The sequence below is a fragment of the Actinomadura graeca genome, assembly GCF_019175365.1.
GTDB lineage: Bacteria > Actinomycetota > Actinomycetes > Streptosporangiales > Streptosporangiaceae > Spirillospora > Spirillospora graeca.
This window is the reverse complement of record NZ_CP059572.1, coordinates 3,810,858-3,826,012: the sequence shown is the minus strand read 5'-3', so window position 1 is coordinate 3,826,012 and position 15,155 is coordinate 3,810,858. Positions and strand designations below refer to the sequence as shown.

At 74.1% G+C, this 15,155-nt stretch carries 14 protein-coding genes; 11 read left to right on the top strand and 3 right to left on the bottom strand.

Annotated elements, in window-relative coordinates; translation table 11 throughout:
• Nucleotides 1-3: 3 nt before the first annotated feature.
• From AGRA3207_RS16810 to AGRA3207_RS16800, 3 genes are read left to right on the top strand one after another with little or no spacing between them, the layout of a single operon-like run.
• Nucleotides 4-1,068, top strand: coding sequence for a Gfo/Idh/MocA family protein (locus AGRA3207_RS16810; RefSeq protein ID WP_231335585.1), 1,065 nt, complete (start codon nt 4-6; stop codon nt 1,066-1,068).
• Nucleotides 1,065-2,126, top strand: coding sequence for a hypothetical protein (locus AGRA3207_RS16805; protein ID WP_231335584.1), 1,062 nt, complete (start codon nt 1,065-1,067; stop codon nt 2,124-2,126). The genes AGRA3207_RS16810 and AGRA3207_RS16805 overlap by 4 nt, the downstream gene beginning before the upstream one ends.
• Nucleotides 2,116-2,736 carry a hypothetical protein gene (locus AGRA3207_RS16800; protein WP_231335583.1) on the top strand — a complete coding sequence of 207 codons (621 nt, stop codon included), beginning with the start codon at nt 2,116-2,118 and terminating at the stop codon, nt 2,734-2,736. The genes AGRA3207_RS16805 and AGRA3207_RS16800 overlap by 11 nt, the downstream gene beginning before the upstream one ends.
• An 87-nt stretch (nt 2,737-2,823) precedes the next feature.
• Here the strand turns inward: AGRA3207_RS16800 and AGRA3207_RS16795 are convergent, their stop codons facing one another.
• Nucleotides 2,824-5,118, bottom strand: a complete 2,295-nt coding sequence (locus AGRA3207_RS16795; RefSeq protein WP_231335582.1) for a type I polyketide synthase — start codon at nt 5,116-5,118, stop codon at nt 2,824-2,826.
• A gap of 309 nt (nt 5,119-5,427) precedes the next feature.
• On the opposite strand from AGRA3207_RS16795, the gene AGRA3207_RS16790 reads away from it, so the two are divergent.
• From AGRA3207_RS16790 to AGRA3207_RS16770, 5 genes are all read left to right on the top strand, one after another.
• Nucleotides 5,428-6,375, top strand: coding sequence for a phosphotriesterase family protein (locus tag AGRA3207_RS16790; protein ID WP_231335581.1), 948 nt, complete (start codon nt 5,428-5,430; stop codon nt 6,373-6,375).
• Nucleotides 6,372-7,439, top strand: coding sequence for a phosphotriesterase family protein (locus AGRA3207_RS16785; RefSeq protein ID WP_231335580.1), 1,068 nt, complete (start codon nt 6,372-6,374; stop codon nt 7,437-7,439). The genes AGRA3207_RS16790 and AGRA3207_RS16785 overlap by 4 nt, the downstream gene beginning before the upstream one ends.
• 122 nt (nt 7,440-7,561) lie before the next feature.
• On the top strand, nt 7,562-8,779 hold the full coding sequence (locus tag AGRA3207_RS16780) for an NAD(P)/FAD-dependent oxidoreductase (RefSeq protein WP_231335579.1): 1,218 nt from the start codon (nt 7,562-7,564) through the stop codon (nt 8,777-8,779).
• A 50-nt stretch (nt 8,780-8,829) separates the two neighbouring features.
• On the top strand, nt 8,830-9,057 hold the full coding sequence (locus AGRA3207_RS16775; RefSeq protein ID WP_231335578.1) for a hypervirulence associated TUDOR domain-containing protein: 228 nt from the start codon (nt 8,830-8,832) through the stop codon (nt 9,055-9,057).
• Nucleotides 9,054-9,377, top strand: a complete 324-nt coding sequence (locus AGRA3207_RS16770; RefSeq protein WP_231335577.1) for a DUF3140 domain-containing protein — start codon at nt 9,054-9,056, stop codon at nt 9,375-9,377. Before AGRA3207_RS16775 ends, AGRA3207_RS16770 begins: the two co-directional genes overlap by 4 nt.
• Before the next feature lie 7 nt (nt 9,378-9,384).
• Here the strand turns inward: AGRA3207_RS16770 and AGRA3207_RS16765 are convergent, their stop codons facing one another.
• The gene (locus AGRA3207_RS16765) at nt 9,385-10,677 is read right to left on the bottom strand and encodes a cryptochrome/photolyase family protein (protein ID WP_231335576.1); all 1,293 of its coding nucleotides are present in this window, start codon (nt 10,675-10,677) and stop codon (nt 9,385-9,387) included.
• Between the two features lie 169 nt (nt 10,678-10,846).
• Between AGRA3207_RS16765 and AGRA3207_RS16760 the strand changes: the two genes are divergently transcribed.
• Nucleotides 10,847-12,220: a pyridoxal phosphate-dependent aminotransferase gene (locus tag AGRA3207_RS16760; RefSeq protein ID WP_231335574.1), complete on the top strand. Its 1,374-nt coding sequence runs from the start codon at nt 10,847-10,849 to the stop codon at nt 12,218-12,220.
• Between the two features lie 90 nt (nt 12,221-12,310).
• Complete coding sequence (locus AGRA3207_RS16755) at nt 12,311-13,222, top strand: LLM class flavin-dependent oxidoreductase (RefSeq protein ID WP_231335573.1); 912 nt, start codon at nt 12,311-12,313, stop codon at nt 13,220-13,222.
• Between the two features lie 49 nt (nt 13,223-13,271).
• Here the strand turns inward: AGRA3207_RS16755 and AGRA3207_RS16750 are convergent, their stop codons facing one another.
• Complete coding sequence (locus AGRA3207_RS16750) at nt 13,272-14,243, bottom strand: alpha/beta fold hydrolase (RefSeq protein WP_231335572.1); 972 nt, start codon at nt 14,241-14,243, stop codon at nt 13,272-13,274.
• A 305-nt stretch (nt 14,244-14,548) separates the two neighbouring features.
• On the opposite strand from AGRA3207_RS16750, the gene AGRA3207_RS16745 reads away from it, so the two are divergent.
• A complete protein-coding gene (locus tag AGRA3207_RS16745; RefSeq protein WP_231335570.1) occupies nt 14,549-15,121 on the top strand; it encodes a TetR/AcrR family transcriptional regulator in 573 nt (190 codons plus the stop codon).
• Nucleotides 15,122-15,155: the final 34 nt, after the last annotated feature.

Here is a 15,155-nt window from a genome sequence, read left to right as displayed (position 1 = left end):
GCAATGCGAAGCCGTCTCACGGTCGACGTCGTCGGGTGCGGGGAGATCGCGCAGATCATGCATCTGCCGCACCTGCTCGAACGCTCCGACGCGTGCACCGTCCGCGCGGTCTGCGAGCGGGACCCGCACGTCCTGAAGGGGGTGGCGGACCGGTTCGGCGTCGCCGCGACCTTCACCGACCACCGCGAGATGCTGCGGACCTCGCCGGCGGACGTGCTGGTGGTCCTCACCTCGGGGGACCACGCGGCCATCATCCACGACGCCCTGGACGCCGGCATGGACGTCTTCGTCGAGAAGCCGCTGTGCTACTCGACCGAGGACGCCCACGCGATCGCCGAGAAGGCCAAGGCGCTCGGCAGGACCGTCATGGTCGGCTACAGCCGCCTGTTCGACACGGCGTTCGGCGCCCTGCGTGACGAGGTCCGCGGCGAGACCGGCCCGGTCTACCTCCGTGCCGAGGCCGCCCTGCCGATGGACTACCACTTCCGCGCGCACCTCGACGTCGTCCGACCGCTCGACTGGACCCCGCCCGCGGCGGCGCCGGAATGGGGCGGGTCGTGGGAGTACCTCCGCGAGGAGGTGCTGTTCAACCTCGCGATCCACGAGGTGTACCTGCTGCGCGTGCTGACCGGCATCACCCGGCCCGAGTTGCGGCTCGTCACCGACGTGCTGGACCGCCGCGGGGTCGAGGTCATCTGGCAGGACGGCCCGGACCGGCACGTCAGCATGGGCGTCGTGACCCTCGACACCGTCGCGGGCGGGTACGTCGAGGAGATCCGCGCGGTGACCGGCGACGCGACCCACGTCCTGGAATATCCGTCGATCTACCTCAAGAACGTCCCGGCGACGCTGTCCACGACCCGGCTCCGCGACGGCGCCCTCGTGGAGAGCAGGCTCCCCGGCTCCTACGTCAGCCCCTTCAAGGCCGAGCTGGACCACTTCTTCGACGTCCTGGCGGACGGGCGGCCCTGCCTCAGCCCGGCGGAGGACGCCGCCCACGACGTGGAGACGCTCAACCGCATCCACGCGGCGGCCCGCGGGCATAGGGACGCGGGGGACCGCCCGTGATCAGGATCAGCGCGGCCATCATGCACCACCCGCGCCGCGCGCACCGGATCCCGTCGCTGCTGCGCGCGTGCGCCCCCCTCGAACCCGCGGTCGTCCCCGACCCCGAGCCCGACGGCAGGCCCAGCCCGCTGCGCACGGCCAAGCGGGCGTGGGCGGCGATCGACGACGGCGCGACGCACCACCTGGTCCTCCAGGACGACGTGCGGCTGGCCCCCGGCTTCGCCGCGCAGCTCCGCGACGCGATCGCCGGGCGGCCCGCGCACGGCGTCTCGTCCTTCTGCCTCTGGCACACCCCGCACAACTCCTACCTCGTGCGCAGGGCGGCGGTCGCCGGCGCGGCCTACGCCCCGCTCTCGCCGTACGAGTGGACGCCCACCCAGGCGTTCGTCCTCCCGGTGGAGCACGCCCGCGCCCTCGCCGACTACCTCGCCGGCATCCCCGACGAGGTCCAGGACGACGACGAGATGGTCGTGATCTTCTGCCGGGAGCGGGGCATCCCCGTCGTGACGACGGTGCCGCACCTGATGGACCACGGGCACGCCGAGTCGCTCGTCGAGGGCCACAGCGACGGGCTGCGCGCGACCGTCTTCACGCCCGACCGGCGCTGGCCGGTGGACCACCCGTCCGCCGACCTCGAACTGCCGCCGGGCACCTGCACCGTCGCCCTCCAGGACTCGGTCTGCTCGATCCGGCTCATGCACGGCGACCCGGTGGAGCACGAGTTCGGCTGGTACTGGTACGACGCCTGCCCGCTGGCGGGCGTGGACCCCGAGGAGGTGCTCGACGCCGCCGCGCCGCACCTGTCCGGGCTGCCCGCCCGCGCGGTCCCGGCGATGACGGAGGTGTGGGCCGCGTGCTACCTCCTCGGCGTGGACGTCGCGCGCTCGGCGCCCTCGTCCGCCGGGCCGGGCCCGCTGATGCCCGCGGCCGTCGAGTCCTGGATCGACCAGGGGCTGACCCGGCGGGACCACCGGGAGCTGCGCGGGGACTGCGTCCGGCTCGCGCTGGAGGCGGTCCGGCAGGGCATGGGAGAACGGAGATTCGCTGATGCCACCTGACGTGAACGCCCTGGTGGCGGCGATGGCGCGGCGGGAGGCCGCCGCCGCGCTGCTGGCCGCCCCGCGCGTGGAGTTCGGCGCGCCGGGCCCGTCCGTCCGCGTCCGCCTCGTGGAGTGCCCCACCTGCGGCGCGCTCCCCGGGCCCCGGTCCTGGACGCCTCCCTTCACGGCCGAGGCGTCGCCGGGGCCCGTCCTGCGGATGCTCGCCTGCGAGACGGTCACGGCGCGCGCGGTGCTGCCGGTCGTGGCGCTGGCCGAGCGCCTGCCCGGCCCCCACCGCACCGTGTTCCAGACCCGCGCGCTGACCTGGCTCGACGCGACGCGCGCCGCCCCCACGCCCGCGGCGGCGCTGGACCTCGGCGCGACGCTCGCGGCGGTGGACGCGGCCGAAGGCTGGATCACCGACCCGGACGTCGCCGGACGCACGCTCCCCGCCTCCACCCGCCCCTGCCTCTCCCTGGACGGCGGCTGGCCCGAGCACCGGGCGCGGCTCGTCCCGTCGTTCCTCTCGCCGCACGCGGCGGTCCCCGCGCCGCTCGAAGGGCTCTACGAGCAGGAGTTCCGCGCGTCGATCGTGCACGGCTACGCGCTGGCCGGCGCCCCGGCCTGACCGGCCGCGCCGCGACCGCGACGCCCGCCCGACAGCGAAAGCCCCCCAGCCGGACACCTTCCGGCCGGGGGGCGGATCTTTCTGCGCTCAGCCCGCTTCTGGGGTCGCGGCCGGGACCATGGGTGTCGGGGACATCCAGTAACGGCCGCGTTCGAACGCGTAGGTCGGCAGGGCCACGCGCGACCCCGCCGGCATCGCCTCCGACCAGTCGGGCGAGATCCCCGCCGCGACCAGGTGGGCCAGGCGGCGCAGCATGCCGTCGCGGTCGAGGGAGGAGCCCACGACATGGACCGCCGTGCCGGCCGCGTCCGCGTCCGCCTGGACGGGCGAGGGTCCCGTGCCCATCTCCACGAAGTAGCGGAACCGCTCACCGAGGAGCTCCGGCACGCCCGGGATGTCCGGTGCCTCCCGGCCGTCGCCGTGTCCCGTCACGAGCGCGGCGGCCTCGTCGAGGGTCAGCGCGCCCGCGACGTGCGCGGCGGTGATCCTCCCGGCGCCGTACCCGGCCACCGCGTCCGGCCGGACGCCGAGGGACCGCCACCACGCGTCCAGCGCGCAGCCGAGGGCGAACCGCGCCGCGTCCGCCAGGGGTCCGGACGCCTCCTCCTCACCGCGCAGGACCGGGACGACCGACCGTCCCGTCCGTCGGCGGATCGCCTCGTCACAGCGGGCGAGCGCGGCGGCGAACGCCTCCGGGCGCGCCGCCGGGTCCGCGCCGGCCCCGGTGTCCGGCGGGAGCTCCGGGAAGACGAAGGCCAGCTTCCCTTTGAGGTGCTTGCGCGCCGGGACCAGCGCGGGGTCGGGACGGCCGTCGGCCAGCGCCTCCAGCGCGGACAGCAGCGTGTCGCGGCCGGCGGCCGCCACGACCGCCCGGCGCTCGAAATGGCTGCGGCAGCGGGCGAGCGTGTACGCCACGTCGGGGAGCCGCGCCGTCTCGTCCTTGGCCACGTGGGCGGCCAGGCGGGCGGCCTGGCGCTCCAGCCCCGCGTCGTCGCGCGCGGACACCACGAACAGCCACGGCCCGTCCGGCGAGCCCGCGCCCGCCGCGCCCTCGGCGCCCGCCCGCGCGGCCGGTTCGGGGAGCGGGGCCTCCTCCACGATCACGTGGACGTTCGTCCCGCCGATCCCGAAGGAGCTGACCCCCGCGCGCCGCGTCCGCTCGCCGCGGGGCCAGGGCAGCGGCTCCTGGACGAGGCGCAGCCCGCTGTCCTCCCAGCGCACGCGGCGGGTCGGCCGCTCGGCGTGCAGCGTGCGCGGCAGCCGCTCGTGCCGCAGCGACAACACCACCTTGGCGAGCGCGGCGAGCCCGCTGGCCGCCTGCGTGTGCCCGATGTTGGACTTCACGCACCCCAGGTGGAGCGGGCGGCCCGGTGGCCGGTCGTCCCGGAACACCCGCGCCAGCGCCCGCGCCTCGGTCGGGTCGCCGACCATCGTCCCGGTCGCGTGCGCCTCCAGGTAGTCGATGTCGCCGGGCGCGAGCGCCGACAGCTCCAGCGCCCTCCTGATCACCTTCTCCTGCGACGTGCCGTTCGGCGCCAGCAGCGCCCGGCTCCGCCCGTCGTGGTTGACGGCGGTCCCGCGCAGCACCGCCAGCACCTCGTCGCCGTCCCGCCGCGCGTCCGACAGCCGCTTGAGCAGGACCACGACGACGCCCTCGGAGAAGGCGCTGCCGTCCGCCCCGTCCGCGAACGACCGGCACCGGCCGGTCGGCGACAGGGCCCGCAGCCTGCTGAACTCCACGAACGTCTGCGGCGTGGTCATCACCGTGACGCCGCCGACGAGCGCCTGGTCGCACTCGCCCGCCCGCAGCGCCGCGGCGGCCAGGTGCACCGCCAGCAGCGACGAGGAGCACGCGGTGTCCACGGTCATCGCGGGCCCGACGAGCCCGAGGATGAACGACACGCGGCCCGAGGCGACGCTCAGCGCCGAGCCGGTCCCGACGTGGCCGTTGAACTGGTCGAGGCTCAGCCCCGACAGGTAGTCGCTGCCGAGCATGCCGAGGTAGACGCCCGTCTCGCCGCCCGCGAGCCGGGCGGGCACCGTCCCGGCGCGCTCCAGGGCCTCCCACGCCGTCTCCAGCAGCAGCCGCTGCTGCGGGTCCATCGCCGCCGCCTCGCGCGCGGTGATCCCGAAGAAGTGCGGGTCGAAGGCGTCGATGTCCTCGACGAAGCCGCCCTCGCGCGCGTAGGTCGTGCCCAGCGCGCGGGGATCGGGGTCGTAGATCGACCCAAGGTCCCAGCGGCCCGGCGGGAAGGGCCCGACCGCGTCCCGTCCCTCGGCGAGCAGCTCCCACAGCCCCTCCGGGTCACCGGCCCCCGGGAGCCGGCAGGCCATCGACACCACCGCCACCGGCTCGTCGCGCCCGCGCGCTGTCCCGTGCATCACTGATCCCCTCGACGCGTCCGATGGTGATGTCCGAATCTTCCGGACTCCGGGCCGCGTCCCAAGGGTCGATCGCCCGCCCCATCGCGCTGCCCCGACGGCCATAGCCGTCCCGCCGGGCGCGGCCGATCGTGCGGGCGCCGTCAAGTCCCTTGCGTGGACGGTCATGGCCGCCCGCGGGTGAGAGCGGCATGATCAGCGGGGAATCTCTTCCCTGAACGCCTCGCTCCGTCTCGCGGGCACGGCCTCGACCCCGCACCGAAAGCGCGGTACCCATTGAGCACGCCAGCCGCGGCGTCCGGACGGATCATGACCGTCACCGGGCCCCTCGCACCCGACGACCTCGGGCACACGGTCACCTCCGTCCACCTGGTCAGCGACCTCGGGGACGGCGCGCCCGGCGGGCCGCCGGTGACCATGGACCTGCTCGGCGCGCTCACGCTGGGCGCCCCGAACCGCGACGACCTGCGGCTCACCGAGGAGACCGCCCGTCCCGAGCTCGCCGACTTCGCCGCCCTGGGCGGCGGCGCGGTCGTCGAGACGACCTGCCCCGACCTCGGACGCGACCCGGCGGCGCTCGCCCGCCTCGCCCGCGCCACCGGCGTCCACGTGATCATGGGCTGCGGCCGGCACTCCGCCCCGGCGGATTCCTCCGCCGAAGACCTCGCCGAGGAGATCGTCCGCGACCTCCGCGACGGTGCCGGCGGCGTGCGCGCGGGCGTGATCGGCAGGATCGGCGCGCTGGACCCGGACCGGCCGGCGGACCGCGCCCTCGCCGAGGCCGTGGCGGACGCGGCCCGCCGCACCGGCGCGCCCGTGCTCGTCGACCGCGGCGCCGCCGACACCGTCCTGGACCTGCTGGCCGCGGTCGGAGGCGACGCCGGACGGGTCGCCGTCGGCGGCTGCGACGCCCTGGCCACCGACGTCGGCGCGCTCGCCGCCTTCGCCGGACGCGGCGCGTACGTCCAGTTCGACGGGCTGGGGCGGCTGCCCACCGTGTACAGCGAGGTCGACGACCAGGACGTCGCCGCCGCCGTCCTCGCCCTCGCCGGCCGCGGCCACGCCGAGCGGATCCTGCTGTCGCCCGGCGTCTCCCGCAAGAGCGACCTGAAGGGCTTCGGCGGCGGCGGGTACGGCTTCGTCGTCCAGCAGTTCGCCCCCTACCTGGGGTTCACGGGGGCGGACGAGGCGCTCCTGCACACGCTCACGGTGACGAACCCGCAGCGCTGGCTGACCATCACGGAGGAACCTGCATGAACCGGACCGTCCCGGACCTCAGCGGCCAGGTGCTCACGGTCGCCGGGCCCGTCGCCCCCGAGGTGCTCGGCCCGACGCTGATGCACGAGCACCTCTTCGTCGACCTGCGCCGCCCGGCCCATGCCCTCCGCCCGGGCGAGGACTCCCCGCAGGCGCGGGAGCCGCTCACCCTGGCCAACCTCGCCCGGACCAGGCACGGCGCCGTCAACGCCGACAACGACGTCCTCGCCGACTTCGACGAGATGCTCGCCGAGGTCCTCGCGTTCCGGCGCGCGGGCGGCGGCACCGTCGTGGAGGTCACCAGCCTCGGCATCGGCCGCGACCCCGCGTCGCTGCGGCGGATGGCGGAGGCGAGCGGCCTCAACATCGTGATGGGCGCCGGCTGGTACACCCCCGGCTTCCACCCGCGGGACATGCCCGGGCGGACGGTCGACGACCTGGCCGCCGAGATCGTCCGCGACATCGTGGACGGCGCCGACGGCACCGGCGTCCGCGCCGGGATCATCGGCGAGGTCGGCGCGGAGACGGCGCCGCTGACCGGCGACGAGCTGAAGAGCGTCCGCGCGAGCGGCCGGGCGAGCCGGATCACCGGCGCCCCGATCACCTTCCATGTGGGCGGCGTCGGCGAGGAGAAGTTCACCGTCCTCGACATCCTGGACGAGGAGGGCGTGGACCCCGCGAACGTCGTCCTCGGCCACGCGGGCACCATGGCGGTGGACCTGCCCTTCGCGCGCCGCGTCCTCGCCCGCGGCGTCTTCATCGAGTTCGACTTCCTGACCTCGCCGGGCAGCCCGTGGGGGCACCTGGTCCTGCTCAGCGACCACAAGGTCGCCCGCGGCATCGCCGCGCTGGTCGAGGAGGGGTACGCCGACCAGATTCTGCTGGGCCACGACGTCTGCCAGAAGATCCAGCTCAAGCGGTACGGCGGCCAGGGCTTCGACTACATCCCCGCGCACTTCCTCCCGGCCCTGCGCCGCCGCGGAGTGGACGACGAGGCCCTCCACAAGATCATGGTGGACAACCCCGCCCGCGCCCTCACCTTCACCCGCCCCGACCCGGACTGACCCGGCCCGGACCGACCCCCGGACCGACCCGGCCCGGGGCCGTCCGGGTAAGTGCCCTTGTGGCGGGCATGGTGGCCCTGACCGCGGGCGTCCGCCCGTGGCGCGCGGGGGATGGGGGACGCGTGTCCGATGCCGTGATCGTCGTGGGGGCGGGGCTGGCCGGGCTCGCCTGCGCGGTGCGACTGCACGAGGACGGTGTGCCGGTCCGGGTCCTGGAGGCGTCGGACGGCGTGGGGGGCCGCATGCGGACCGACGTCGTCGACGGCTTCCGCCTCGACCGGGGGTTCCAGGTCTTCAACACCGCCTATCCGGAGGCGCGGCGCGTCCTGGACCTGCCCGCCCTCGACCTGCGGCCGTTCTCGTCCGGCCTGCTGGTCTTCCACGAGGGGCGGCGCGAGCGCGTCATGCTCCCGTGGCGGCATCCCGGGCACGCGCTCAGCGGGGTGTTCGCCGACATCGGCTCGGTCCGCGACAAGGCCGCGCTGGCCGCGATGACGGCCCGCGACATCGCGTTCCCCGGCTCCCGGATACTCGACGGCACCGAGCGCAGCACGGCCGCGGAGTTCCGACACTGGGGGATATCGGACGAGATGGTGGACAGGCTGCTGCGTCCGTTCCTCGCGGGCGTCCTGCTGGAACGGGACCTGGAGACGTCGAGCCGCTTCTTCCACCTGATCTGGCGGTCCTTCGCGCGTGGCACCATCGGGGTCCCGGCGCTGGGCATGGGGCAGGCCCCGGCGCAGCTCGCCTCCCGGCTCCCCGACGACACGGTCGCGCTGGCCACGCCGGTCCGCGCGGTCACGGGCGAGGGCGTGGAGACGGTGGACGGCCAGCGGATCCCGGCCCGCGCCGTGGTCGTCGCGACCGACCCCGTGCGCGCGGCGGCGCTGGTCCCGGGGGTGGAGGCGCCGGTGATGCGGTCGGTGACGACCTTCTACCACGCGGCCCCCGCGTCGCCGCTGGGCGAGCCCGTCCAGATCATCGACGCCGAGGGCGTGATCACCGACACGCTCGTCCTGACCGACGCCGCCCCGGAGTACTCGCCCGACGGGCGCGCGCTCATCTCGACCTCGGTGCTCGGCCTCAACGTCCCCGAGGCGCGGGTGCGCGGCCGGCTGAACGAGATCTACGGGGACACCTCGGCGTGGCGGCTCGTCGCGAGCTACCCGGTCGCGGACGCCCTCCCGGCGATGACGCCTCCGCTGCGGGTGCGGCGGCCGGTCCGGGCCGGGCGGGGACGCTATGTCTGCGGCGACCACCGCGACACCGCGTCCATCCAGGGCGCCCTGGTGTCCGGACGGCGCGCCGCGCAAGCCGTCCTGGCCGATCTGAGCGGCTGACCAGGCGTTTCGCGGGAGTATCCGGTCGAGGGGCGGGTACCGCGAGGCACATGGGGAAAAAGAGGGAACCCGAGGTCGGGGACGAGGTCACGTGGAGCAGCCACGGTTCCACCGCCAAGGGCCGTGTCGAGAAGAAGATCACCGATCGCCGTGAGGAGGCCGGGCGGACCGTCGCGGCCTCGCCGGAGGAGCCGCAGTACGCCGTGCGGAGCGAGAAGAGCGGCAGGAAGGCCGTCCACAAGGGCTCCGCGCTGCGCAAGCGCAAGCGCTCGAAATGAGCGGCGACGACCGGGCGGCCGAGTTCGGCGAGGCGGTCAACATGACGGCCAAGGAGCTGGAGGACTGGCTGAAGACCGACGAGTCGCGGTCCGCCGGGCAGAAGGACGGCGGCGGGGAGTCGACGGGCCACGCGTCCGGCCGCAGGATCGTCGAGCTGCTGCGGACGAAGAAGGCCGACCTGACCGAGAAGGACCACCAGCACATGGCCAAGGTGGCCGGGTACGTCCACCGCCATCTCGCCCAGCGCCCGTCCGGCGACGTCAAGGACACGAAGTGGCGTCACTCCCTGATGAACTGGGGCCACGACCCGCTCAAGTGAGGCGCGCTCAGCCGACGTCGACGATGGGCGCCGGGTAGTCCAGGGCGTCCCTGCGGCTCCCGGGGAGCGTCCACGGGCGGTGGACGCGCGCCCCCTCGATCCCGGCGAGCTCCGGCACGTGTGCCCGGACGTAGTCGCCGCGCGGGTCGAACCGGGACGCCTGCCGCAGCGGCTTCATGACCTGGTCGGGGCGGGTGCTGTTGCCGGTCCCGGCGACCCACTGCCAGTTCCCCGCGTTGTCGGCGATGTCGCCGTCGGCGAGCCAGTCGTTGAAGTGGCGCAGGCCCTGCCGCCAGTCGACGCCGAGGTCGCGGGTCAGGAACGACGCCGTGATCAGGCGTGCCCGGTTGTGCATGAACCCCTCGCGGTGCAGCTGGCGCATCCCGGCGTCCACGATCGGGATGCCCGTCCTGCCGTCGCACCAGGCGGCGAGCGCCTCGCGGTCGTCGTTCCAGGTCCGTCCGCGCGGCCGGTAGTCCTCCCGGGCCAGCGCCGGGAACGCGGCGGCGACCTGATGGTGGAAGTCGCGCCAGGCGAGCTGGCGCCGCGCCCCGTCCGGGGCGGCCTCCGCCAGTTCGCGCGGGGACACGCAGCCGAACTTCAGGTACGGGCTGAGCCGGGACGTGCGGTCGGCGGCGAGGTCGTCGTGGGCCTCCTCGTACCGGGCCGCGTCGCCGCGCAGCCACTCCTCCATGCGGCGGCGTCCGGCCCGCTCGCCGCCGCGCGCGAGGTCGGGCGACGGCGACCCCGCGGTCAGGGCGGTGAGCCGCGGTAGGGCACCGGCCCGCACCCCGGACGGCAGCCGGACCGCCTCGGGCACCTCCGCGGCGGGCCGCCACCTCGTCGTGTCCCAGACCCGCCAGTACGGGGTGAACACGCGGTAATGCTCCCCGCTCCCCGGGGTCAGCTCCCCGGGCGGGACGACCGTGATGCCCGGGTGCGCCGCGACCGTGAGCCCCTCCTCGCGGAGCCGCGCGAGCCGCCGCGTCGCGTACGCGGACCGCTCGTCGGCGAGGACCACCGTCTCCGCGCGGGTCTCCGAGGCCAGCCGCGCGACCTCCGCGACCGGGTCACCGCGCCGCACCACGAGGTCACCGCCCAGCTCCCGGAGCGAAGTGCGCAGGTCGGCAAGGCTGTCCAGGAGGAACCGGACACGGTTCGGCGCGGCGAACGGGCCGTCCAGGATCGCGTCGTCGAAGACGAAGAGCGGGACGACGCGGTCCGCCCCGCACGCCGCCGCGAGCGCCGGGTTGTCGCGTATCCGCAGATCGCGGGTGAACAGCATGATGGAGGTGCTCATCACCCGGTCTTCGGACCGGGGCCCGCGACCGGTTGCCCTCCTCCGCCACCATCGCGCGGGCCGACCAATGGTTACCGGGCGTTGGGTTGGAGTTGGGCCACCGGCGGACAGGACCAGGAGCGATCGGGGCCCAGCCGGTTCCCGACCGGCCGGCGCATCGGGAGGGCCCATGACGGAGAACGGGATCGGAGCGGAGGAGCCGTCCGAGGGGACCGCGTCCTCACTGCTCGGGCAGGTGCTGCGGATCGCCGACGCCGAGCAGCGGATCGCCGCCTTCCACGAGGTGACCGGGCGGCCGGTCGTCAACCTCGCCATCGCGGACAACGTCCTGCCGTACCCGTCGCTGAAGAGCCACGTCCTCGACAAGGCCCGGGTCGAGATGGACGACGTCCGCTACAAGTCCCCGCCGTACGGCCTCAAGGACCTGCGGAAGCATGTGACCGACCTGCTGCACGAGACCTTCTCGCCCCGGATCGACGCCGACAGCGACGTCTGCGCCACGGCCGGGGTGTCCGGCGCCTTGGAGTCGCTCGCGTTCGCCCTGCTCCACACCGGGGCGCTCGAACCGGGCGACGGGGTCATGGTGCCGGTGCCGTGCTGGCAGGGGTTCCGGTGGTGCTTCGAGCAGCGCCCCGGCCTGCGCCTGGTGCCCGTCGCACCGAAGATCGAGTTCGAGCTGACCCTCCAGGACGTCAAGGATGCCTACGACAGGGAGCCGCGTCCGCCGAAGCTGCTGGTGCTGACCAACCCGCAGAACCCCCTCGGTGTGAACTTCAGCAGGCAGCTCCTGAACGACATCTGCACGTGGGCGATGACCAAACCGGACCTGCACCTCGTCACGGACGAGATCTACGCCCACTCCCAGATCGAGGGCGCCGATCCGCCGTTCACGACCGTCCTGTCCCTGGACCTGTACGAGGCCCACACCGACCGGATCCACCTGGTGTGGGGGCTGGGCAAGGACTTCGGCCTCTCCGGCTTCCGGGTCGGCTTCCTGATCTCCAAGTCGAAGGCGGTCCAGGACGCGGTCAAGGGCGGCGGCGGACGGTCGCCGATGGCCTGGTTCGGCCCGCTGGACTCCCTCAAGAACGCCTACATCAGGCTGCTCTTCCCCGACGGCTCGCAGAAACCCGAGTGGTACCCCCGCGCGCTGATGCAGGAGTACAAGAAGCTGCTCACCCAGGCGCACCGGCAGATCGCCAAGGAACTGGAGACACAGGAGATCCCGTACTACGGAGAGGGCGAGCCGGGACGCAATCCGGCCCAGTTCTTCCTGCTCGACCTGCGCCCCTACTTGCAGCGCGTACCCCCTGCCGGATCCATCGCCTTCCCCAACCTGTTCCCCGAGATCGACGACGCGGAGGCGCGGCTGGCCGCCTGGATCGCGGGAGAGGCCAACGTCCAGATCCTGCCGGGCCAGACGCAGATGTGCCCCCAGCCCGGCTACTTCCGCCTCTGTTACACCGCCTATCCGCCGGACCAGGTCTGCGAGGCCGTCCGAGCGATCCGCGCCGCCCTGAACAAGCTCCCGCACACCGCCTGAGCCCGCGCCCGTCCCGGCCGCGTCCGCCGGCCGACGCGGGTTCCGGACCCGCCGTCGTTCAGGACGAACGCGACCGTTAGTGTCTTGGAGATGCGTTTCGCGATCTCCATCCCGCAGGACGTCACCGACCGGGAGTTCGACCCGGCCGCCTTCCGCGCCCATCTGGAGCGCGCCGAGGAACTCGGCTTCGAGGGCGCCTGGACGCAGGAACAGGTGCTCGGCTCGGCGTCCCGGCTGAGTCCCATCGAGACCATGGCCTTCGCCGCCGCCTGCACCGGGCGGCTGCGTCTCGGCTGCGCCGTGCTCGTCACGCCGCTGCACAGCCCCGTCCACCTGGCCAAGAGCCTGAGCACGCTGGACCAGCTCAGCCGCGGCCGTCTCGACGTGGGCGTCGGGACCGGCGGGCGGGGCCGGATGTTCGGCGCGTTCGGCGTGGACCCGGACGGCCTCGTCGCCCGCTTCACCGAGGGCCTGAACCTGATGAAGGCGTGCTGGACGGAACCGCGCATCGACTTCGACGGGCGCTTCTGGCAGGTCGAGGGCGCCGCCATGGAACCCAAGCCGTTCCAGCGGCCGCATCCGCCGATCTGGTTCGGCGCCCACGCCCCGGCGGCGCTGCGGCGCGCGGTCCGGCACGGTGACGCGTTCATCGGCGCGGGGTCGGCGACGACGGAGCAGTTCGCCGGGGAGGTCCGCGTCCTGCGCGAGGCGCTGGCGGACGAGGGACGCGACGCCGCGTCCTTCCCCATCGGCAAGCGGGTCTACATCGCGGTGGACGACGACGCGGCGCGCGCGGGGGAGCGCGTGGCGGCGGGCCTGCGGAACCTCTACGGACGCGACGGCCTGTCCGACGTCGCCGTCTGGGGACCCCCGGACGCGTGCGTCCGCGGGTTGCGCGAGGTGGCGGACGCGGGAGCGGAACTGATCCTGCTCACCCCGCTCTTCGACGACCTGGAGCAGATGGAGCGGCTCGCCGCCGAGGTCATACCACGGCTGGGCTGAGAGGCCGCCGGGGAGCCCGCGGCGCGAACGGGCTCCCCGGCGACACCGGTCACCGCGAGTGCTTGCCCAGCCACCTGCGCAGGACGGGGTTGTAGACGTCCGAGCGCTCCCAGTGCGGCTGGTGGCCGCACTCGTTGGCGACGACCGTCTCGACGTCGCGGAGGTGGCCCGCCATGATCCGCTGGACGGTCGGCGGGCTGTAGAGGTCGCCGTCGCCCCACAGGAGCAGCGTGGGGACGCGCAGCCGCTCGACGTCGGCCCAGGCGGGGCTGTTGGCGTTCGGCTGGCTCACCTCGGTGTGGACGGCGCGGTGGTGGATGTCGAGCCACCGCTGCACGCCGGCGGGGTCGATCGCCCGGTAGGACGGCCCGAGCTCGATGAAGTCGGGGGGCATCTCGTCGAAGCCGTGCGGCCGCAGGCGCGAGAGCATGTCGCGGTACGCCTGGTCCGTCACGCCGGTCAGGCTGCCGCTGATCACCAGGCTGTGCAGCCGGTCCGGGTGTGACAGCGCGTAGTCGAGCGCGAGGCCCCCGCCCGCGGCGACGCCGACCGCGTGGAAGCGCCGGACGCCGAGGTGCCCGACGAGGGCGTGGAGGTCGCCGGAGCCGGTCCCCGTCTCGTCCTTGGACCCGGCGTCGGACCGGTAGTGCCCGCGCCGTGAGTACGAGATGACCCGGTACCCGGCCTTGGCGAAGTAGGGCTGCTGATAGGGCCAGCTCTCCGCGCTGCCGGTCGCGGGGTGCAGGAAGATGACGGGGGCCCCGCGGCCCCCGGTGTCCCAGTACCAGAGGCGCGCGCCCGGGACCTGCACGTATCCCGAGGCGGCGGGCACCTGCGGCGGGACGGGGATGGGCTTCAGCGGCGAGTCGGGACGGGGGACGCCCGCGCCCGCGGCCGCCGTCCCCGCGCCGGTGGCGAGCACCGCCCCGCCGACCGCCAGTGCCGTGGCGCTCCCCAGCAGCCCCCGGCGCCCGATGTCCGCCGCCTTGCCCGTCCGTCTGACGCTGTCGTTCGTCGTCATCCAAGACCTCCCAGATCCTGACCGCGACTCCTCGTTCCGGAGCCCGTCCGGGTGGCGCTCGCAGGCCGTGGCGGGGTGCCCAAGGCGTCCGCCTTCGCGGGCTCGTGGAGGGTCGTCACAGCAGGTATATAGCTCGCTGTTGATAAACACAACACCTAAGCTCAAACAAGACCCCGCGTCAGCGCGGCTTCCTCGCGTACATGTTGATAAAAGCAACACTAAGTAGCGGGAGCTCGCCGTCGCGGCCAAGTCCGGCGGAAGCCGGGCGGGTTGCCGCCCGAAAGTGTGAGTGGTTTATTACTCATATGGCCACCCCCCGGAGACTCTCCACCGCCGACGAGCGCCGCACCACGGTCGTGCGGACCGCGACCGACGCGTTCGCGGCGCGCGGCTACTACGGGACGACGACGACCGAGGTCGCCCGGCACGCCGGGATCTCGCAGGCGTACCTCTACCGCCTGTTCCCCGGCAAGGAGGCGCTGTTCGTCGCCGTGGTGAACCACTGCGCGGACCGGATCCTCCAGTGCCTGGCCGACAGCGCCGCGCAGGTGCGCAGCGGCGACCCTGAGGCGATCCTGTTCGCCATGGGCGACGCCTACGCCCGGCTGATCGTCGACCGGAACCTGCCCATGGTGCTCATGCAGGCGAAATGCGCCGCGAGCGAGCCCGCCATCGGCGAGGCGATCCGCGCCTGCTACGCCGAGGCGGTGGAGTACGTGCGGGAGGTGTCCGGCGCGTCCGAGGGCCAGATCCAGATGTACTTCCTGCGCGGCTTCTGGTGCGACGCCGTGACCGCCATGGCCATCGACCAGGTCGACGCCCCCTGGGCCCGCACCCTGGCCCGCGGCCTGGCCCACTACCCACCCCAAGAACACTGACCCCCGGTCCCCACCCCTCCGGGTACACCGCCCG

Excerpts from the sequence above, each read along its gene's own strand:
- AGRA3207_RS16795 (WP_231335582.1), bottom strand. The coding sequence starts at position 5,118 with ATGCACGGGACAGCGCGCGGGCGCGACGAGCCGGTGGCGGTGGTGTCG.
- AGRA3207_RS16745 (WP_231335570.1), top strand. The coding sequence starts at position 14,549 with ATGGCCACCCCCCGGAGACTCTCCACCGCCGACGAGCGCCGCACCACG.
- AGRA3207_RS16750 (WP_231335572.1), bottom strand. The coding sequence starts at position 14,243 with ATGACGACGAACGACAGCGTCAGACGGACGGGCAAGGCGGCGGACATC.
- AGRA3207_RS16800 (WP_231335583.1), top strand. The coding sequence starts at position 2,116 with ATGCCACCTGACGTGAACGCCCTGGTGGCGGCGATGGCGCGGCGGGAG.
- AGRA3207_RS16755 (WP_231335573.1), top strand. The coding sequence starts at position 12,311 with ATGCGTTTCGCGATCTCCATCCCGCAGGACGTCACCGACCGGGAGTTC.
- AGRA3207_RS16765 (WP_231335576.1), bottom strand. The coding sequence starts at position 10,677 with ATGAGCACCTCCATCATGCTGTTCACCCGCGATCTGCGGATACGCGAC.
- AGRA3207_RS16810 (WP_231335585.1), top strand. The coding sequence starts at position 4 with ATGCGAAGCCGTCTCACGGTCGACGTCGTCGGGTGCGGGGAGATCGCG.
- AGRA3207_RS16790 (WP_231335581.1), top strand. The coding sequence starts at position 5,428 with ATGACCGTCACCGGGCCCCTCGCACCCGACGACCTCGGGCACACGGTC.
- AGRA3207_RS16775 (WP_231335578.1), top strand. The coding sequence starts at position 8,830 with ATGGGGAAAAAGAGGGAACCCGAGGTCGGGGACGAGGTCACGTGGAGC.
- AGRA3207_RS16770 (WP_231335577.1), top strand. The coding sequence starts at position 9,054 with ATGAGCGGCGACGACCGGGCGGCCGAGTTCGGCGAGGCGGTCAACATG.
- AGRA3207_RS16785 (WP_231335580.1), top strand. The coding sequence starts at position 6,372 with ATGAACCGGACCGTCCCGGACCTCAGCGGCCAGGTGCTCACGGTCGCC.
- AGRA3207_RS16760 (WP_231335574.1), top strand. The coding sequence starts at position 10,847 with ATGACGGAGAACGGGATCGGAGCGGAGGAGCCGTCCGAGGGGACCGCG.